Here is a 19,194-nt window from a genome sequence, read left to right on the forward strand (position 1 = left end):
GGTTTTGCTTTAAATTCTTGCAGTTCCTTGCATTTTTTTTCAGAGTAAAAAGCAAAGGAAATATTCAATATTTGGCAGATTAGATTATATATTATTGATTTATAGTGCTTTAAATGCTATGCAACCATAACTCTTCATTTTAACCACTTTTGCGATATTGCACTAAAATCGAACAGTTTAGTAGGCCTTTCACTACCATCGTTGCATAAATTACGGATAATAGATTATTTATTTCAATTTTTCCGCACTGATTTTCATCAATTTGTTAATAATTTCTTTCGACTTCAATAATATTTGCTTTTGCTTGTTTATGCTGTATTAAATTTTGTATTCAAGCAATTCAATGCTAACTCCTTTATTCATAGGCATAAAAAAAGACTGCCTCAGTTAAGGCAGCCTTTCAGGTATCTTTTAAAAGTGTGGTGTTTAATCCACCGTCTTTATTTGCTTGATGGTTTCTGTGACTACTTTCTTTCCATCTTCATAGTTGATTTCTTTTTTGATTTCAACTTTATCAGACATAGCTCCAGAATGTGGACTTTGGCTGATATGTGGTGCAATGACCAAAGCGACAATTGACATCAATTTGATCAGGATGTTCATGGAAGGTCCTGAAGTATCCTTGAAGGGATCGCCTACGGTATCACCCGTCACAGAAGCTTTGTGAGGCTCGGACTTTTTGTAGTACATTTCTCCATTGATCTCCACTCCTTTTTCAAAGGACTTTTTAGCATTATCCCAAGCTCCTCCTGCATTGGATTGGAACATACCCATCAGAACTCCTGAGACGGTCACACCAGCAAGTAGCCCTCCGAGCATTTCTGCTGAGGACACCTGCTCGAAAACGTCTTTGAAACCAAAGCCAACGAGGATAGGCGTGATCAATGCGATGGCACCGGGTAGTAACATTTCTCTTAGCGATGCCTTAGTAGAGATCTCCACGCACTTGTCGTACTCGGGCTTAGCTTTGTATTCCATTATACCAGGAATCTCTCTAAACTGACGTCTTACTTCATTCACCATGTCCATGGCTGCCCGGCCCACTGCTGCGATAGCCAGCGATGAGAAAATGAATGGAATCATACCGCCTACGAATAATGCAGCCAATACTGGTGCTTTGAAAATATCAATTGCATCAATTCCTGCTACTCCCACAAAGGCAGCGAATAGAGCAAGTGAAGTCAAGGCAGCTGAAGCAATTGCAAATCCTTTGCCTGAAGCTGCAGTAGTGTTACCAACTGCATCCAGGATATCTGTGCGCTCTCTAACTTCCTCAGGGAGTTGGCTCATCTCTGCAATCCCTCCGGCATTATCAGCAATTGGACCAAAAGCATCAATCGCAAGTTGCATTGCGGTAGTTGCCATCATGCCAGCTGCCGCAATTGCCACACCATAAAGCCCAGCAAAGGCATATGAGCCCATGATGCCGCCAGCCAAAACAAGGATAGGTAGGACTGTGGACTCCATGCCTACAGCTAATCCAGCAATAATATTTGTTGCGTGACCGGTTGCAGATTGATCTATAATTGATTTCACAGGACGCTTGCCCATAGCAGTATAATACTCGGTGATGATACTCATCAAGGTCCCGACTAGTAGACCTAAAATAATTGCATAGAATACATCCATATTCGTGAAGTCGTATCCACGAATAGAAAGAGTCTCTGGAAGCATGTATTTGACAACAAAGAATGAAGCAATTCCTGTAAATACAATAGAAGACCAGTTACCCATATTCAACGCATGCTGCACGTCACCTTTGTCATTTTTGATTGTCACGAAGAACATTCCCAAGATTGAGAAAACGATTCCCAATCCTGCCAAAACCATTGGAAGTAGGATAGGGGCAATGCCTCCAAAATTATCAATTGAAACAATTTCACGTCCCAAGACCATAGTCGCTAGAATTGTAGCTACATAAGAGCCAAACAAATCAGCTCCCATTCCAGCCACGTCACCTACGTTGTCGCCTACGTTATCAGCAATAGTGGCAGGGTTTCTTACGTCATCCTCAGGAATTCCTGCTTCTACTTTTCCTACCAAATCAGCTCCAACGTCAGCAGCTTTGGTATAGATTCCGCCACCTACTCTTGCAAAAAGAGCTATTGATTCCGCTCCTAATGAGAATCCTGCTAGTACTTCAAGTGCTTTTTCCATTTCTAAACCATTCACTCCTGCACCTACACTTTGTACATATAAGTGATAGAATAAAATAAAGAGTGAACCCAGGCCCAAAACCGCTAATCCAGCTACTCCAAGTCCCATGACAGAACCGCCCGTAAAGGATACTTTAAGTGCATGCTTTAAGCTGGTTCTTGCGGCTTGAGTAGTACGTACATTCGCTTTAGTAGCGATATTCATTCCTATATATCCAGCGAAAGCTGAAAAAACAGCGCCAATCAGGAAGGAAATGGCGATAACTGGACTAGACGTCTCCACAGCCGTACCTGACCATGCTAAAAGTATTACTGCAATGACAGCAAAATAGGAAAGGACTTTCCATTCAGCCTTTAAGAATGCCATGGCTCCGTCTGCAATATATCCAGCAAGCTCCATCATATTCTTGTCACCAGTTTCCTGCTTAGTAACCCAAGCAGATTTAATGGCCATCACAATCAGGCCCACCAGTCCCAACGCAGGGACTACATAAATTAAAGCTTGTTCCATAAAGTAATTCTTACAGTTATTTTGAGAATGATAATTGAGCAAATATATAACTTCTCAATTACCGACCAATTGCAGATTATTATAGCTTAAATTGCTGTTTTAGAAGAATTTATTGATGATTAAGCAAAGAATTTGTGGTTTAGCCATGTTTAGTGATGAAAAATGCGGGGAATTATAGAATATGTGTAAAATTGAAAAGAGAGTGAAAAGTCCAAATCTTTAATTTTTTTTGGCAAGCAATACTGGGTAATAAAAGTAAAATCTGCTGAAATTAAATGTATTGATTTGCCTATTTAACGGTATTAAATAGTTTAAATATCTACTATTCAATTATTTAAAGCTTGTGAAATCAATATTAATAGTAAATTAGTTTTCTTTAAGTTATCAAAAATAAGATTAGAGCCAGTGGACATACATCTCAAAACTTTTGAACAGGACATTAGAAGATTGTTTGCCGAGCGATTAATTCCTGAGGTTTGTTACCATAATTTGGATCACACCTTGTCGATAGTTTCCAAGGTCAAAGAGATAGGAGAGTTTTATAATTTGGATAAAAGTGAATTGGAAGACTTGTTTTTTTCAGGCTGGCTGCATGATGTTGGCTATTGGAAAGGAGTAGCTCTGGATCATGAGAAAAGAGGAGCAGAGTTTGCCAAAGAGTTTTTGAAGAACTATAATGTTCCCGCAAGGAGAATAAAAGTCATTTGTCAAGCTATACTTGCTACTAAAGTTCCTCAAAAGCCCAAGAATCTGATGGATTCTATTATTTGCGATGCTGATTTATATCATTTGAGTTCTGATCAATTTTATGCTCAAACCTTACTATTAAAGAAAGAAAGCGAACAACTAAATGGAGAGCCTCTTGAGTTGTTAGATTGGTTGAGAAGTAGTGAGAAATTCTTGGAAGGTCATCACTACCACACAGACTATGCAGTTAAATTTTTTCGTCCTGGCAAGATTGAGAATCTTAAATTTCTCAGATCCAAAATTGAAGAACTAGCAAAAGCTGCGGTAAAATCCTCTTAGTAGGTAAGTCCTTCCAAGTATTTATTTATACCCTCCGGTTGATGATAGAGCTGATCTGGGTTAAAATGATTCCAGAGCAGATTTGATATTTTTCGCGTCATTACCCAGGCTTCATTTTCATGTCCCCAACTTTTATCTTCATTGTTATTCGTGAAAATTGCGCATACATAATCCCCTTGAGGTGAATTGACCAAAAACACTTCCGATCTAGAAGCATTGACCATTCCTTGTTTACTGGCGACATTTACTCCTGCAGGAATCCCGGACACTGCATAATCTGTATAAAATGTGTTTGAAAGCAGTCGATACATTTGTTCGGATGCTGCCTTACTTATCAATTCTCGATTATTTAATTTGATAAGAATATCTGCCATCTCTTTAGGTGTGGTTTGGCCCCAGCCATATTTTTCCCAGATACTTTCTCTGCCAAGGGTTCGGCTATTCACTCGGGTATTTTCGTAGCCAAGCGTAGCCATCAGTTCGTTAATTTCCGCACCTCCACCAGCTAGCGCTTGGTTCCAAAGCGAGGTGGTATTATCTGAGTAACTCAGCATAAGTGCTATCAAAGTGCTAAGATCTGTCTGCGTAGAGTCCTTAAAAAACTGCATAACCCCCGATCCTCCATACTTAATAGAATCCCGATAAATCAATGGTTCTCTATAGCTGATTTCCCCTTTTTCGATTTTATCAAAGAGGCCTAGAAGAATCGGGATTTTAACGATGCTGGCAGTGGGATAAATCGTATCTGAATTGATCTCCACCGTAGCTCCTGTTTTTAGGTTTTGGATGTAAATCCCCACATCGCCTTTAAATGAATCTGTGAGCGCTCTTATTGAAGACTCTAAATTTTTATCAATATTCACCTGAGCGAGTATGGTATTGCAGCAGAGTAAATAAAAAATCAATAAAACAATCCCTCGTATAAATTTCATCATTGGTAGCGTTTAGGCTTTAAATATGTGAATTTCTGATTGCCAATCGCAAGGAAATGCTGTTTTGAATTTGAAGTTTTCAGCATTTTGAGGTGCAAAAGGAAGTTGAACTAGTTTCCTAGAGGTATGATTATCATGCAGATGAAAAAGTGGATTAATACTAGTCAAGGGCTACTTTTTGACAGAAATTTTAAGTACGAGTTTTACAAGTTTGCAAAGAGAGGTTTGCAATAATTATAATTTTATATGTGTACGCTTTGTTACCAATATATAGGTAAAAGCGACTTAATTAATGGTAAACTCTCGCTTTGAGGCCGCTTCGGTCTTCGGTCATCCCCGCCTGCAGTTCGGGCAGGGGTCTTCCAGTCAACCAAGCAAAGAATCTAAAGGGACTGGCATCATTGCGGAAAATCATATATAATTTTTAGGTGTCTGCATTTTCCTAATTTTGAGGTTTAGATTTATCCAAAATTGCCTTTAGTGTATCACAAAAAAATCACGGAAGAGTAACGGATTTATACTTTAGCTTCTTTTCTTTGAGAAGAAATAATAAAAGGTATGCGACTAGATAAGAATATTATTGATGATTTTTTGAACTCAAAAGATGCGGTCAAAGAGTACAGTCCTATGCTCAAAGCGCTTTGGTACGATGGGAATGGAGATTGGGCAAAAGCGCATGAGCAGGTGGATAGTCTGGATGGCCAGCCTGCCGCAAGAATTCATGCTTATTTACACAGAAAAGAAGGAGATCAATGGAATGCAGACTATTGGTATAGAAGAGCTGGGGAGGTTAAACCAGATTTATCGCTAGAACAAGAGTGGGAGGAGTTGTTAAGTCGTTTTTTAAAATAATGGCAGATTAACAAAACCAATTGAAAGAGTGGAGGTTACCAGTATATGAAATCTCTTATACTACTTTTAACTCTTTTTTTTATGTTCCCTAACGCTATCAAGACTATTGAAGACTATAAATGGGAAAACCGAATCGTTATCACAAATTTTGATAACATGAAGCTCGATTCAATTTTGGAAGGAAAAGCTAAAAGCATAGAGGAGAGAAAGCTATTGTTCGTTGAGTTTGAACACAGTGAGTACATTAAAAATACGGAGCAGGACGAAGTCGATCCTTCTGGATTTCTCAATGTTCTTTCTCGCAATAACCAAAATCCTGAATGGGTTTTGATCGGACTGGATGGCGGTGTAAAGGCTTCAGGAAGCAGGCAAGATTTTTCCTTGAAGCATATCTATCAATTAATAGATCAAATGCCGATGCGGAAATCTGAAATTAAAAGTTTTAATACTCTGAAATAGGTGATTTTTTTTAGTTTTTACACAAAAAATACCCTGTATAGGGTATTTTTTGGCTTTAGTACAGTTGGTATTTTTGAGAAGCGAAAATCTTATTACTAAACCTATGAAATTCTTTTACCTTTCTTCCAATCCAAACGAAAATGGTATTCATGAAGTCCACGATCGCGAGTGTGAGCATATTCCGAGCGCTTATGACCGGGATTATCTGGGCCCATTCAATACAGGCAAAGAAGCACTGCGTAAAGCATTGGCCATTAAAGAAAAGGTAGGTTTATGTGAATCTTGCTGTACTTCAAAAGTGAGTTCGTTTATTTCAAGTATGAAGGACTAACAGGTGTTTATCCCAGTTCTGACGAGGTGGAATGAGTTTTTTAAATAAGCTCAAAAGCCTCCGGTTCATTAATCTAAATGAGCCGGAGGCTTTTTAATTTAAAGAGTTGCTGCTCAATATACAGCTATCCCAGCAGCGGCGACAATTCCATCTTGGGCAGAGCTGGCGCCTGAAATCCCAATTGCTCCAACGACGACACCGTCTTTAACAATTGGAAGACCGCCTTCGATAGCGACGGCATTTGGGAGAGTCGCTATTCTACCACCTCCTTCTGTTTTCATCATATCTTCAAATACTTTTGTAGGACGTTTGAAATAAACAGCAGTTTTAGCCTTACCAAGGGCTACATCAATGCTACCTATTTGAACCCCATCCATTTTGCGAAGAGAAATCATATGGCCTCCAGCATCTAGGATCACGATCACCATATTCCAACCTTCAGCTTTCGATTTAGCTTCCGCTGCATTTGAAATTCTTGTTGCATCCTCAAGCGTTAAGTAAGGTTGCAAGTTTGTCTGAGCATGGATAAACAATGGGAAAAATAATAGAATTAGAATAATTAGCTTTTTCATAGGTGGGTTGGGTTATGGTGGAATTAAAACTATGTCTGAATTTAAGATTTTTTTGGAGGTAAATATGAAAACAGTATCTTGATAAGCATATTACGTTAAAAACCTAAATCCCAAAAACCTATGAACCCTATCTCTAGGAGAAACACCTTAAAGTCTCTTGCTCTAGGAGCAGGAGTAAGCTTGATATCACCTTTCAATGTATTTTCATCTACTAGGCCAGCCAAAGACAATCTCGGCGTAGCCTTGGTTGGACTTGGCTATTATAGTACGGATTTGCTAGCTCCAGCATTGCAAAAAACCCAAAAATGCCACTTGGCTGGTATCGTGACAGGAACTCCATCCAAAGCCGCAATTTGGAAAGAGAAGCATAAAATCCCGGATAAGAATATCTACAATTATGAGACATTCGATACGATTGCAGACAACCCGGATATTGATGTCATTTACATTGTTTTGCCTCCATCCATGCACATGGAGTATGTCATAAGAGCGGCAAAAGCAGGCAAACATGTTTGGTGTGAAAAACCAATGGCCATGACGGTGGAGGAGTGTCAAGCTATGATAGATGCTTGCAAGAAAGCCAACGTCTCCTTATCCATTGGTTATCGCTGTCAGCATGAGCCGAACACGCAGGCATTTCAAAAAATAGTGCAAGAAAAAAGTTTGGGTAATGTCCTAGGCCTGGATTGTGCTGCTGGATATCGCGAAAACCGCACAGATCACTGGAAGCAAAAGCGTGAAATGGGTGGAGGAGTGATTTATGATATGGGTGTATATTCTATTCAGGGTGCAAGACTTGGAACAGGAATGGAGCCTATAGCAGTGAACTCGGCTAAGGTCTGGACTGAGAGACCGGAAATTTATAAAGATGGTTTGGGTGAAATTGTTGAAGCAGAATTAGAATTTCCAGGTGGGGTTATTGGTACGATCAAAACTTCTTTCGGAGGCAATATGAATTTCCTGAATATCAAATGCGAAAAGGGGATGATAGAAATGGAGCCTTTTTCTGCTTATGCGGGTAATAAAGGGAAAAGTCCTTTAGGAGAAATAAATTTCCCGTTTCAGCAACCTATGGAGCAAGTATGGCAGATGGACAATGATGCCCAAACTATTATGGATGGCAAACCTCAAGCTGTCCCTGGCGAAGAAGGACTGAGAGATATTCGTATCGTTCAAGCCATCCTTGAGTCTGCCGAAAAAGGCAAAAAAGTGATGATTTAAGTGTCTAGAAATACACTTTGGGGAATCTCTAGTTCAAATAGAGGTGATTTGTCAATTTCCATCTAAGATATTTTACTTAATTTATTGCATATAATGTTGCCGAAAATTGAATAAAATGAAGGTTTTAATGCAAAGGCCATTTTTCTGCACTAAAAATTAAAAATAAACACTCAAACACTTCTAATGGCACTATAAATGATGTTTATTGTGTCTAATTACATTTTATAACCAACCAATAAAACGATTATGAGCAAACACCAAGAAGTTAAAGATTTGGTCGATTCTTTAGAAGCAGACTTTGCAAAATTCTACGAAAATGGCAACAAGGCTGCAGGTACTAGAGTAAGAACTGGCATGCAGGCACTTAAAAATCTTGCGCAAGAAATCAGAGCTGAAGTGACAGCAATGAAAAATTCCGCTAAATAATCATTTTAGTGTCTCAAGATAAAAGCCCCGGGAGTATTTACTCTCGGGGCTTTTTTATGACGTTTACTAGTCTTTTGAATTAAAAAGACTCATTAATATTCAAATAAAATCCAGAGTTTCCTTTTTGTCCAAATCCATAATCGGCGGAGATTGTAGTTCGGTTTTCTTTATTTATCATCACCCGAAATCCAAGTCCATATCCAGGATTTATTTGGGAGAATAGCTTTTCCTGAGTGAGTTTGCTCCCAAAACTAGCCGCATTTACAAATACAGTTCCTCCAAAAGTCTCTTTATTTTTTTGAAGAGGGAACCTATATTCAGCTTCTGTGTATACCATGCTTTCTCCACGAAAACGGCCTTGAGAATAACCTCTGCCTGATCGGCCAAACATGTCATACCCGATAGAAGGTAAAGCCATGTACGGTAATTCTCCAGAAACCAGGAAGTTGCCATAGCCCCATAAAGCAACTAAGTGCCTTTTCCTTTTCTCACTAAGGGGGAAATAATGTCGGTAATCAAGTAGGAGAGTGGATGAAGATTGGTTAGACCCTAGAAATTCGGGGTTGATTTTATAGGAAACTAATGCAAAGTTGGTTTCATAGGGAGATACTGCCAAATCCCGGTTTTCCATGACAGCATTGACAGTAAAGCCTGAGAGTGTATTTTTATCTAAATCAAACCCCTTTGTCTGATTGTAATAATCATTCGAAAAAGTAAGATCTTGGTTTACCTCTTGATCAATAAAATTTTCAATTTTGGAATAGATATCAAGGTGATAACCAACACCTAAATAAAATTTTGAGTCTGAGATTCTCTTGAGAACTGTCTCATAAAAACGTACCCAATTGTAGTCCATTTGTTGCTCTCCCCACCACACTCCAGGCTGATTTGGGTTTTCTATAGGCTCATTCGGACTTTTACTTCCTAATCCAAACGTAGGCTGAGAGGTAATGAAGTAGCGCCAATCTCCAACTAAAATCCAACTGTCATCTGCGAGGAAAATATTACTTCTTGAACTAATCAACCATTGTTTTTTGGTGGTGTAGAGTAGGTTTCCGACCAAATTTGATAGATGCGTATTTTCTGGATCTCCCATCCTCCATGTCGCTGAAGGTGCGATGCCAAATAGCCAGCCATTTGCTGGGTTTGAGGCAATTGCAGGTAAGGGCACTAGTTTGAAGTTTCGAATCTGATTGGGTTTATAGACTACCGATTCTTGTGCTAAAACAGATAAGTTGATCCAGAAAAGCAGAAGAAAAATGGAGATTCGAGTCATTAGAAAGAGATGTCTAGTTGTAGCCTAAATCGTAATTCATTATCCTGAGGTAATTCTTTGTCTTCAAATGTAAATCGAGTAAGCTCTGTGGTTAACTTGTTTTTATGCCCTGCAAAAAACCAGTTGAATGCCACTGCCGCTTCTCGTTGTTTATTGCTTGAAATATCCAGATCTGGGTTAACTACTGCATACCTAAACGCTATTTCCAAAGGTTCTGGCCAAAAATCCAGTGCTTGATGAGCAAGATAACCTGCTGTTAGATAATATCCACCAAGGTTCGTCTCTATTTCATCAAAGTTATCGTAGATACTTTTACGATGAAATTCACTTGACCAGGAGAAACCTCTATAGTTAAATGCTGATTCAATCTGATACTGTTTTACAGTATATTGACCGTCGTTGGTGCCTTCATACCCGGAAAGATTTCCACCTCCAGAAGTTGAAAACCTAGTGTAAGGACTCGTATTGCTCACTGCCGCGATTGCGATTATGGCTGCTGGTTTTTGTGATATCTTCAAATCACTTCCTGAGAAAGGGACTTCTCTGCCGAGAAAATTCCATTGAAACCTTCCGAAATACATCATCTTCGAATCGTCATTTTGACGTGCGCCTCTTCCCATTCCGGTTAAAATAGCTGCCCAATAGTTGAAATTGGCAATTCCACCTCCGTTAAGGTTTCCATAGACTTCTACGCCCTGTTGTCTATCTACGGTAAATTTTCTATTCAAAAGTGATCTATCTACTAATTGCTGATCACCACTACTAATGAATCTTTCTCGTGTGAATTCTACCTTCCATTGGCCAGCTTTAAAATTAAGCCAAGGCCATTTTTCGATCATCACTCTATAGTCAAGCAAGAGACTTTGGGATAGCTCATACTCAAAGTAGTATTTTATCCAAGGCTGATAAGCATGGCCACCAACTTTTAATCTGGCTCTATTTATCTTGAAAACGCGTTGATCCTGATTTCTAAAATCAGCGAAAGTTATTGGGTCTTGGTCATCTGGTAGCGCAAACCTAAGCTGCAATCTCGCTGCGATTTGCATTTCATACTTACCGTCTTCACTTTTTAGGATAAATCCTTTTGAGGTATGATTGAGGAATGATTCCTTTTTTTCGGAGATACTTTTAGTAGTGTCTGATTCTTGACCGAAAGTTGAGTTGAAACTAAATACTAAGATAAAACCTAGTAATACTGTTTTTAAGGCAATTTTGCAGTGCACCTGAAATAAGTTTTGAGGGAAAGACTGAAATAATGAAGGGCAAATAACGCAAAAAGCACCGAGAATATTCTGAATATTCCGATGCTTTTGGTCTAAAACTGATCTACACAGTGAGTTGGCTTTCTATAACCAGCTATTCAGCAAACTATCTTATATGGCCTCCGACACTAGATTTATAAGCATCATATGCGTAGCTATGCCGTTGTTATCAAAAAATAGAAGGGTGCATTTAATTATACCTATTTTTTAAGTACACGTATTTCCACCTTTCTATCTGTTTCCACAGATCCTTTTGATCTACCTCTAACTATCAGGCCTCCATTACTTACTGTTATTCGATCTGAGTCTATTTCATAAAAATCCGTAAGCGTTTTGGTAACGGCTTCAACTCGTTTTTCAGTCAGCGTAAGGTTGTAAGAAACTGAGCCAGTATTGTCTGCAAACCCAACCAATTCGACAATAGCTTCGGGATTTTTCTTCAAATATTCAGAAACAGGAGCTAATTTACTCTGCTCTCGATCTGATAGGGTATAGGCATTGATCGGGAAGTACACTTCAACTTTACTTTCATTGAGCAAAGTCTCTATGTTTTTTTCAACTACTTCTGTTTCTGTCACTTTCACAGTATCAACAACTGTCACAGTATCTACTTCTCGTGGTATAGTAGACAAGCTATCGATAATCAGAGAGTCCATGGCAATCCTAGCCCTAAGGGTAGAGTCATTTGAAGACGTAGTATCATCGGATCTATTGGTTCTCTGTGATGAAATTGCTGCGGTAGATGCGGCTGTTGCACCGACTAGCAGTGCATCTTTAAGCAATTCATTATTTTTTTTTTGTAACTGTTCCAGCTGTTTCTGGTTTTTCTCAAGTTCTTTTTCAGAGGCATCATCCTCCACTGCCTGAGTATTAATAGTAAATTCCTGAGGCACATTTTCTTGCCTTTTAGGAGCTTCTATGACAGGACGGTTCATATTGGCTATGGCCATTATCATAGCTGAATCCCTGGTAGCCTGTGCAGAAAGCATCTCCTTACGGAATTTTGCCATTTCTTCATCAATATCATTTCTTGTTCTTGTCTCTGGATATTTTTCTGGGGCTGCTGCCATGGCCGCAGTTTCAGTAGTGGTAGATGTTTGACTAGCTGAATCCAATCTAAGAATTTGCGGACTGCTGGAATAGCTTATTCTGCTCACCTGACCCGGATATATGAGTAGTTCTTTCGACATGGATTCATATTCTAGAGTCGAAGATTGAGTAGTTCTTATTTTTAAAGCATCCACTAAATTCATCTTGAACTTATTTTCTAATGCGACGCTCTTCAAGCTTTTAATTTTTTCCTGCGCGATGACTTTTTCACTTTCTAGACTTCTCAGACGAACCAAAGTCTCCTCAGCAGATATACTTGAATCCTGTTGGCTGAGTGCAAGCGTTAGATCACGATCAATTTCTTCTATTTGAAGCTTGGTGGCTTCTATTTCATCATAAAGCTCTGCTTGGTTTGTTTTGATAGAGTCTAATGCCGCATTAATTTGGTCTAAGGTAGCTGAATCAAGTTCTGATGTGTTGCTTTTGATACTTGATTGCTCATTTGAGGGAAGCTGAACCACCGTAAAATAATTATTTGTCACAGGGACATTACTCGAAGAAATAGTTTCTACCGAAACCGAATCTCCCTTTGCTTGTTGAACATTGGAAACCTCAGTAGGGATGTAGCTGTAGCGCTGTGTAATAACCGGTGGATTAAATGCTGTTTTATTAGCGCCCAAACTGAATTTTATTCCTATACCGTGATAGATGTACCAATCAGGTCGGCCATTCTCCATTCCACGATATGGGTTTTCTGCCGTAACTACATTCGTTCCTGGTTTTGCGGCATATTCTTGAAAATCATTAGCATAAGAAGCCCTATAAACTCCTGAGACATCGTCAAGATAATCGGTATTCGTTCTCTTAAAATCAGATTGAGCAAAGATTTCTAAGGTTTTGGTGATTCGGAATCTGACTCCTAACCCCAAGTTTGCATAGAATGAGGTGGTTTTATAGTTATCCGATCTTTCAGTTCCTAAGTTGGTTAGATTAGTTTCGAAACTTCCGTCTGGAAGTACTTTTGGATTGCTGTAGTCATATCGATTGCCATTAGCATCCAGGAGATCTCCGTGTACATTAAAGCTTTGGACACCGGCTCCTAGTGTGATGTAGGGAGCAAAGAATGATTTTCCTGACAAAAGCCAGTTGTTGTCAGGCTTGATCACAAAGGACAAACCAGCATCATATACATCAGTTTGAAAATTAAGTGCTCTGTCGAAAGAAGGACTTTCTGTAAATAGCGTTCCATCATTTTGGATGAACCTATCGCTAGAACCAAACTGGTAGCTACCTCCTGTAAGCATTAATCCCACCGAATTTCCCAGCGCATATTCTATAGAAACCTGATAAGACAATTGATCTGAGTAGGTTTGGTAACGCTTATAGTATTTGGTGAAACTTTGGAAGTTATCCAGTTTAAAAGGTCTTATATCTCCCAGGTAATTAGTAGTACCCGCACTCGCTCCAAATCTCCACTTGTAGCCATGTAATTGGGCCTGAGCAGAAAAAGCAAAGGCAAAAGCGAGAATTAATAAAATTAGCTTTTTCATATCCTTATCTTTTTTTGCTTCCTATACCCAACCAAAGATTGAATTCTGCGCTTATTCCCACGAAAGGTTGGAAACTATTCACATTAGAACCACCCGCTTGCTCTGTGGTGATAAAGGTACCTCCAGCATTTAGCCTGATGACTCTGAAGAAATTATATCCCAGACCTACATAAATAGGCCTGTCTAATACTGGGCCTGATATTTTCTCATTGAGTTGATTTTCAATTTTATTGGATAAAAAGAAACCTGTGGATACTGACATATTATTCATTAATCTGGCGAATGTTCGGTTCCCGAGTGGGAATGAGAGGCCAGCATAAGGACTTGTTACAAACTCTTGATCTGGTAATCGTTTACTTAGAGATATCGCTCCATATCCTATATTGATAGGTAAAGAATTTGACGTTTTTTCAGTACTGTATTTTTCAAAAATAGTTTCGTCTACTCTTACTAGCATGTTAGGACTTAAGAACTGCTCTACCTCCGAGAATAAGATTTTTTCCAACTCTGATATGTACTGCTCAGCATATACAGCTCTGGCATTGTCAGTCTCGTCCAATCCGGTCACATTGAGCTTTGCCTTGCCCAATTTTAAGTTACCCCGTTGGGCTAATTTTGCTCTGGTTATATCACTGAATCCAGGAAATTTGTCTCCGTTTGGTAGCTCAAAATAGTAGGCTCCTTGATTGACTATCTTAGAAAGATTGTTGATTAGCACCTCATCGGATTCAGAAAATTTAATACGTCTTCTTTTGATCGTAGTGACTGTACTTAGGTAGGTTTTGATATTTTGATGAATCAGCTCACGAACTTCAATTATCTGATCTGCACCAGCTTTCTGATAGTAGCCGAATTCTAAATGGTAGTTAGTATTTGAGCGCAAAGGATCTGCCATTAATACTTGATAAGAGAGATCCTTGTATCCGAATGGAGTTTTCCAGAAATACGTGTAGCCTGACTTTTCTGTTTTGTTCGATGGATAGATTAGGAGTTTCACCATTTCTATTTCTTCAGGAATTGCACCCTGTATGTAAAACTCCTTTTCAGCTGGAAGTGGCATTCCGCCATTGATTTTTCCGGTGACAAGGTCTAAGTTAATCGTAGTGACCTGTGCATGAAGCTCAAGTGCAACAAACACAATGACCAATACACTAAGTATCATTTTCTTCATAATCTATTGATAAGTGAATTTTTTGAAGTTGCAGGGATAGCCTACCTAAAATCCAAAGTCAGAATAAGCTGCTTTGGTAGTGAGTGCTCCGTCAAGAGGGTGATCTGCTGCTACGTTGCTAAAACTTCAATATTGTAAATATGCTGTAGTATATCTAAAACTGTAAATCAGCTCAAGTGTTAGATTACAAATGGATTTATATACCCTTTTTACTCTAAAGAATTGAAAATCATGCATTAACCGGTTTCGGTTTACATGCGATTACTTTGGGTAGTTTTCTTTTTCAGATAAATACAATCGTCCATAAAACTCCTATTTGGGCAAATAGGTTCCTTTATTACCTTTTTAGGTTTTATGTCCTCGTTTGATTTATGCTGTTAGAATGGCTATGGAATGAAATACTAAATAGTCAGGTATACTTAGATAAAAGTAGTATCTAGCGCTCTCGAATGAAGTTCCAATGAGTTAGCCTTTCAGAATTAGTTTCAGAATTTCCCGCCTTACAAATACCACTATAAACCAACTAAGGAGTCCAGCAAGAAGCCCGACTAGTGCTCCTACAATGACATCCAAAGGATAATGCACGCCCAGATAAATTCTGGTGTAGGATATCACAGCCGCCCATAAAAACAACCAAGGGAGAAAACGTAATTTCCCTTTCATTTTTAAATTTAGAAAAACTGCTAAACCAAATGTATTGGCCGCATGAGACGATGCAAATCCATATAAACCACCACATCGGCCATAATTATAGATCATGTCACTCCATCGCTCATCATGGCAAGGTCTGAGTCTTTCGAAAAAGGGCTTCATGAAACCGGAAGTGAACTGATCTGCTATGAGAATGCTTAGTGCCAGACCCCCATATACCCACCAACTATTTTTGGGTTCTACCTTATAGATAAAGTAAACCAGAATTGCATAGAATGGCACCCAAACTAATGTTTGGGATAGTTGAAATGCAATTTCGTCCAGCCAGTAGACATGAAAGGAATTTAGCTTTAAGAAAAGCTGCTCATCCCAATTCTTGATTTGTTCGATCATTGTGAAAAATGTAACCAGTCAATGCCTTTTTTAAGATGTTTTTGGGTAAACTCTTCCTTTGAACCGATTTCAGGTTCATGCATATATTCCCACGCAGCCATGGGAGGCATGCTCATCAATATACTCTCAGTCCGTCCATTCGTGTCCAATCCGAATTTAGTTCCAGCATCCCAAACTAAATTAAATTCCACATAGCGTCCTCTTCTCAGACTTTGCCATGCCTTTTCATTTTTACCAAATTGAATTTGAGAGTTTTTCTTCATAAAATACCCGTAAATATCTGGAAATAAACGTCCTAACGATAAGCTGAATTGCAAAATGTTCTCAAATTCTTGATCATCTTTGGCCTTTAGCCTATCGTAGAAAATACCTCCAATTCCACGCGTTTCGTCTCTGTGCTTGATGTAAAAATAATCATCCGCCCAATTCTTGAATTTTGGATAATAGTCTGCATTAAATTGATCGCAGACCTTTTTTATTTCTTGGTGGAAGTATTTTGCGTCAGCTTTATCTACATAGTGAGGAGTTAAATCTATTCCTCCTCCAAACCAATATTCTCCATTTTCCATTTCAAAATAACGGATGTTCATATGGATAATTGGGACCATTGGGCTTTTTGGATGTAGGACTATAGAAACACCAGTCGCAAAAAAGTCGGTCTTGTCCAGGTTTAGCTTTTTTAGAATTTTATCAGGCGTTGCCCCATGAACAGCAGAGAAAGCAACTCCACCTTTTTCTATAATTTCCCCATTTTTAAAAATACGGGTTCTGCCTCCACCGCCAGCAGATCTTTCCCACTTGTCTTCCATAAACTGCCCAGTTCCATCAGCTATTTCTAGTTGTGTACAGATATAATCTTGGATCTGGCGGTAGATTTCAGCTATTTCTTCTTTACTCTTACGTGACATTTTTATTGTAATTCTATTTTTAGAAAGGATAACCTATGCCAAAGTTAAGCACTGTTTGGCCTTTTAGGCCGAAGAGTCTGTTGAATGATAAATTATCCAACACCCAGCGTTCACCTTCAGGCATAGATGGATCTACTGCTTTTGTTGCCAAATCAAGTCTAATCACCAAGAAATTAAAATCCATTCGCAAACCTACTCCTGTTCCAACTGCTATTTCTTTATAAAACCTATTAAATCTAAAATCAGATCCTGGCCGTGAATTGTCCGTGCCAATCATCCATGCATTTCCTGCATCGACAAAAACTGCCATATCGAAATAACCGGCTAAGTTTCTCCTATATTCCAGCATGGTTTCAAAGATCATCTCTGCCGGTTGCTCGAAGGCATAATCATACCGCCCTTCTTCACCAATAGGAGGGGTGTAGCTTCCTGGTCCTAATCGCCTAGCCTGCCATGCACGAATACTTGTCCCTCCACCTGCGAAGAAATATTTTTCGTAGGGAAGAATGCCGCTACTGACTCCATAGGGGTTTGCTATTCCAAAATTAGCTCGGTAGGCTAGAGTAGACTTTTGGTTTAAAGGATAATATCTTCTGAAATCAGCTTGAAGTTTTAGCCATTGGAATCTGGCAAAATCAGTAGTTTCATTGTTGCTAGAAGCGTTTACAAAATTCAGAGTAGTTCCGCCACTCTCTACAAATAGTTTAAGTAGCGACGCTTTATTTGTTGAGGTATAATTTCCGTAATCATTGAAGTTGATGATGGCCTGAGCAGATACGCTACTGATTAAAGAGGGAAGAAAGGACCAAATTAGGTTGTTTCCTTGGTCTTCAAGATCCAGCAAAACTTGGCCGAATTCCTCAGAAATATTAGGTGTTCGTATGTAATTTATATCCGCCGCATTGATTGTAAACTGCTGTCTATTGCCACGGGTAACCCAAGTATACGCAAGAAGTGCATTTAAGCCTGACCGGGTGTATTCTGGACGATTAGTGTAATTATAGCCAAGCTGGGTTCTGGTGTTGGGATTATACTGACCAAACTTCTGTAAGCTTTTCCCATAAAACGGGATAAGAAATCTAGGGAAAATAACAGAGGCAGACACCCCAAATTCTCTACTTTGATAGACGCCTTGGTCAGTTGCTGATGCTACTCCTTCATACCCAATTCGCGCGTTGAACTCCAGGATTTCTCCAGCTCTGAAGAAGTTTCGGTTTCTCAAAACTGTACTAAAGAATGGTCCAGGCAATTGCTCCGTTATGCTCAAACCAAGCTGATTGGTCAGCTGATATTTTTGATTCGGCTGAGTTAGGATCTTTGCCGTAAGATGAGTTCCTACAGTATCAAATGAAATATTTATATACCTGAAGAGGTCTAGGTTACTAAGTTGCTTTTGAGTTTCTACGATGTCTATACGCTTGTAATTTTGCCCTTCGTCAAACAATATTCTTGAGCTGAGCAGTTTGGGCGAGAATCTATCCCTGTAGAATGTAAAGTCAATATTCCGATAGTTTTGTTGAACTTTCTCATCAACAAACTCATCACTTGGGGGACTTATTTTGAACGTGATCGAATCAACACTATAGACCTCATGTTTTTCAGCAAAAGAAGGCTTTAGAATTCGCTGTTCAACATTGATTTTCTTAGAAGTGGTGTCGTAGTAAAGATTGTAATCGATAAAACTTTTGGTGAACATGTAATACCCATTGTTCTTGAAAAGCTCTTCCAGTCTAGTTCTTTCCTTGGTAAAATTGCTTTGATCGTAGCTATCTCCTTTTACTATAAAAGACTCCTCTTTTGTCTCCTTGATCAAGGCTAGTAATCCTTCATTCTCAGAATTGATATAAATAGAATCTAGAACGTAGGGTTCTTTTTCATCCAAGATATAGGTCACTATCGCCTTTTTCTTTTTTGTCTCTACTTCAAAGGAGACTTCAGCATCCAAAAAGCCTTTATTATAAAGGTAATTATCTATTTCTGTGACAGTTTTTTTGGTTTCTGCACTGTCTAGAATTGTCACCGGATTTCCTGTTCTCATCAGGAAATTTCCATACTCTTCCATCTTTTCCAGATCCTGAATTTTTGTCTGGACTTTATCTCTTCTTTTAATGAGTTTTCGATTACCCTGTTCCTCATCAAGAGTCGCTTTGATTTCTTGTAGTTCAGATTGTTTTGTCTCTAATTTTTCACTCACTCTGGCAGAGTCATAAAAAAGCCGGCCAAATCTGTAAATACTAACACCGAGAGATGAATTGGTGAGTGGGATTTTTGTGTTAGGCTCCTGGAAAAATAAATTTTCGACCTCCAAAGGGTCTGCCTTTTTTACTCCTTTAAGTTCATTACTATCAAGGAAATACTCACCATCAGTCAGGTTTTTACTCAATGAGCAAGCATACATGCCCCAAAGGACACAGATAAAAAGTATATATTTGGTGAATTTCAAAATG

The 19,194-nt window shown here is 38.9% G+C and carries 16 protein-coding genes; 6 read left to right on the plus strand and 10 right to left on the minus strand.

Translation table 11 applies throughout. The features are described 5' to 3' along the window. Positions 1 to 426: 426 nt before the first annotated feature. Positions 427 to 2,667 (minus strand): sodium-translocating pyrophosphatase, encoded by a 2,241-nt coding sequence (locus LV83_RS12310; protein WP_111611828.1) that lies wholly within the window; start codon positions 2,665 to 2,667, stop codon positions 427 to 429. Between the two features lie 405 nt (positions 2,668 to 3,072). Here LV83_RS12310 and LV83_RS12315 point away from each other — a divergent pair, with 405 nt between their 5' ends. Beyond that, positions 3,073 to 3,693 (plus strand): HD domain-containing protein, encoded by a 621-nt coding sequence (locus LV83_RS12315; protein WP_158530562.1) that lies wholly within the window; start codon positions 3,073 to 3,075, stop codon positions 3,691 to 3,693. On the opposite strand, the gene LV83_RS12320 is transcribed toward LV83_RS12315, so the two are convergent. Further along, positions 3,690 to 4,628, minus strand: coding sequence for a serine hydrolase (locus LV83_RS12320; RefSeq protein WP_245947044.1), 939 nt, complete (start codon positions 4,626 to 4,628; stop codon positions 3,690 to 3,692). The genes LV83_RS12315 and LV83_RS12320 overlap by 4 nt on opposite strands. 555 nt (positions 4,629 to 5,183) lie before the next feature. Between LV83_RS12320 and LV83_RS12325 the strand changes: the two genes are divergently transcribed. The 3 genes from LV83_RS12325 to LV83_RS12335 all read left to right on the plus strand — a co-directional run bounded on the left by LV83_RS12325 (position 5,184) and on the right by LV83_RS12335 (position 6,267). Next, complete coding sequence (locus tag LV83_RS12325; RefSeq protein ID WP_111611830.1) at positions 5,184 to 5,477, plus strand: hypothetical protein; 294 nt, start codon at positions 5,184 to 5,186, stop codon at positions 5,475 to 5,477. Positions 5,478 to 5,558: 81 nt separating this feature from the next. Then, positions 5,559 to 5,936 (plus strand): DUF4174 domain-containing protein, encoded by a 378-nt coding sequence (locus LV83_RS12330; protein WP_158530564.1) that lies wholly within the window; start codon positions 5,559 to 5,561, stop codon positions 5,934 to 5,936. Between the two features lie 103 nt (positions 5,937 to 6,039). After that, positions 6,040 to 6,267: a hypothetical protein gene (locus LV83_RS12335; RefSeq protein ID WP_111611916.1), complete on the plus strand. Its 228-nt coding sequence runs from the start codon at positions 6,040 to 6,042 to the stop codon at positions 6,265 to 6,267. A gap of 113 nt (positions 6,268 to 6,380) precedes the next feature. Here the strand turns inward: LV83_RS12335 and LV83_RS12340 are convergent, their stop codons facing one another. Next, positions 6,381 to 6,839: a GlcG/HbpS family heme-binding protein gene (locus LV83_RS12340; RefSeq protein WP_111611832.1), complete on the minus strand. Its 459-nt coding sequence runs from the start codon at positions 6,837 to 6,839 to the stop codon at positions 6,381 to 6,383. Positions 6,840 to 6,959: 120 nt separating this feature from the next. Here LV83_RS12340 and LV83_RS12345 point away from each other — a divergent pair, with 120 nt between their 5' ends. Together LV83_RS12345 and LV83_RS12350 are read left to right on the plus strand one after the other, a co-directional pair. Beyond that, positions 6,960 to 8,060, plus strand: coding sequence for a Gfo/Idh/MocA family protein (locus LV83_RS12345; RefSeq protein ID WP_111611833.1), 1,101 nt, complete (start codon positions 6,960 to 6,962; stop codon positions 8,058 to 8,060). A gap of 246 nt (positions 8,061 to 8,306) precedes the next feature. Then, the gene (locus tag LV83_RS12350) at positions 8,307 to 8,486 is read left to right on the plus strand and encodes a histone H1 (RefSeq protein WP_111611834.1); all 180 of its coding nucleotides are present in this window, start codon (positions 8,307 to 8,309) and stop codon (positions 8,484 to 8,486) included. Positions 8,487 to 8,565: 79 nt separating this feature from the next. Here LV83_RS12350 and LV83_RS12355 read toward each other — a convergent pair whose 3' ends face one another. The 7 genes from LV83_RS12355 to tamL all read right to left on the minus strand — a co-directional run bounded on the left by LV83_RS12355 (position 8,566) and on the right by tamL (position 19,190). Continuing rightward, positions 8,566 to 9,762, minus strand: coding sequence for a BamA/TamA family outer membrane protein (locus tag LV83_RS12355; protein ID WP_111611835.1), 1,197 nt, complete (start codon positions 9,760 to 9,762; stop codon positions 8,566 to 8,568). Then, positions 9,762 to 10,985 (minus strand): porin, encoded by a 1,224-nt coding sequence (locus tag LV83_RS12360; protein ID WP_170124569.1) that lies wholly within the window; start codon positions 10,983 to 10,985, stop codon positions 9,762 to 9,764. Before LV83_RS12360 ends, LV83_RS12355 begins: the two co-directional genes overlap by 1 nt. A 239-nt stretch (positions 10,986 to 11,224) precedes the next feature. After that, positions 11,225 to 13,624 (minus strand): OmpA family protein, encoded by a 2,400-nt coding sequence (locus LV83_RS12365; RefSeq protein WP_111611837.1) that lies wholly within the window; start codon positions 13,622 to 13,624, stop codon positions 11,225 to 11,227. A 4-nt stretch (positions 13,625 to 13,628) separates the two neighbouring features. Then, complete coding sequence (locus LV83_RS12370) at positions 13,629 to 14,795, minus strand: hypothetical protein (protein ID WP_111611838.1); 1,167 nt, start codon at positions 14,793 to 14,795, stop codon at positions 13,629 to 13,631. 465 nt (positions 14,796 to 15,260) lie between these two features. Continuing rightward, positions 15,261 to 15,839, minus strand: a complete 579-nt coding sequence (locus LV83_RS12375; RefSeq protein WP_111611839.1) for a phosphatase PAP2 family protein — start codon at positions 15,837 to 15,839, stop codon at positions 15,261 to 15,263. Next, positions 15,836 to 16,747, minus strand: a complete 912-nt coding sequence (gene hemF / locus LV83_RS12380; protein WP_111611840.1) for an oxygen-dependent coproporphyrinogen oxidase — start codon at positions 16,745 to 16,747, stop codon at positions 15,836 to 15,838. The genes LV83_RS12375 and hemF overlap by 4 nt, the downstream gene beginning before the upstream one ends. A gap of 19 nt (positions 16,748 to 16,766) precedes the next feature. Continuing rightward, entirely contained in the window at positions 16,767 to 19,190 is a 2,424-nt protein-coding gene (gene tamL, locus LV83_RS12385) for a translocation and assembly module lipoprotein TamL (RefSeq protein WP_111611917.1), read from the minus strand. Between the last annotated feature and the right edge of the window lie 4 nt (positions 19,191 to 19,194).

The sequence above is a fragment of the Algoriphagus yeomjeoni genome, from assembly GCF_003259505.1.
Taxonomy (GTDB): domain Bacteria; phylum Bacteroidota; class Bacteroidia; order Cytophagales; family Cyclobacteriaceae; genus Algoriphagus; species Algoriphagus yeomjeoni.

What these genes read in the sequence shown, in the direction of transcription:
- LV83_RS12340 (WP_111611832.1), bottom strand. Translation starts at nt 6,839, where the DNA reads ATGAAAAAGCTAATTATTCTAATTCTATTATTTTTCCCATTGTTTATC.
- LV83_RS12345 (WP_111611833.1), top strand. Translation starts at nt 6,960, where the DNA reads ATGAACCCTATCTCTAGGAGAAACACCTTAAAGTCTCTTGCTCTAGGA.
- LV83_RS12320 (WP_245947044.1), bottom strand. Translation starts at nt 4,628, where the DNA reads ATGATGAAATTTATACGAGGGATTGTTTTATTGATTTTTTATTTACTC.
- LV83_RS12355 (WP_111611835.1), bottom strand. Translation starts at nt 9,762, where the DNA reads ATGACTCGAATCTCCATTTTTCTTCTGCTTTTCTGGATCAACTTATCT.
- hemF (WP_111611840.1), bottom strand. Translation starts at nt 16,747, where the DNA reads ATGTCACGTAAGAGTAAAGAAGAAATAGCTGAAATCTACCGCCAGATC.
- LV83_RS12335 (WP_111611916.1), top strand. Translation starts at nt 6,040, where the DNA reads ATGAAATTCTTTTACCTTTCTTCCAATCCAAACGAAAATGGTATTCAT.
- LV83_RS12375 (WP_111611839.1), bottom strand. Translation starts at nt 15,839, where the DNA reads ATGATCGAACAAATCAAGAATTGGGATGAGCAGCTTTTCTTAAAGCTA.
- LV83_RS12325 (WP_111611830.1), top strand. Translation starts at nt 5,184, where the DNA reads ATGCGACTAGATAAGAATATTATTGATGATTTTTTGAACTCAAAAGAT.
- LV83_RS12350 (WP_111611834.1), top strand. Translation starts at nt 8,307, where the DNA reads ATGAGCAAACACCAAGAAGTTAAAGATTTGGTCGATTCTTTAGAAGCA.
- LV83_RS12365 (WP_111611837.1), bottom strand. Translation starts at nt 13,624, where the DNA reads ATGAAAAAGCTAATTTTATTAATTCTCGCTTTTGCCTTTGCTTTTTCT.
- LV83_RS12370 (WP_111611838.1), bottom strand. Translation starts at nt 14,795, where the DNA reads ATGAAGAAAATGATACTTAGTGTATTGGTCATTGTGTTTGTTGCACTT.
- LV83_RS12310 (WP_111611828.1), bottom strand. Translation starts at nt 2,667, where the DNA reads ATGGAACAAGCTTTAATTTATGTAGTCCCTGCGTTGGGACTGGTGGGC.
- LV83_RS12330 (WP_158530564.1), top strand. Translation starts at nt 5,559, where the DNA reads ATGTTCCCTAACGCTATCAAGACTATTGAAGACTATAAATGGGAAAAC.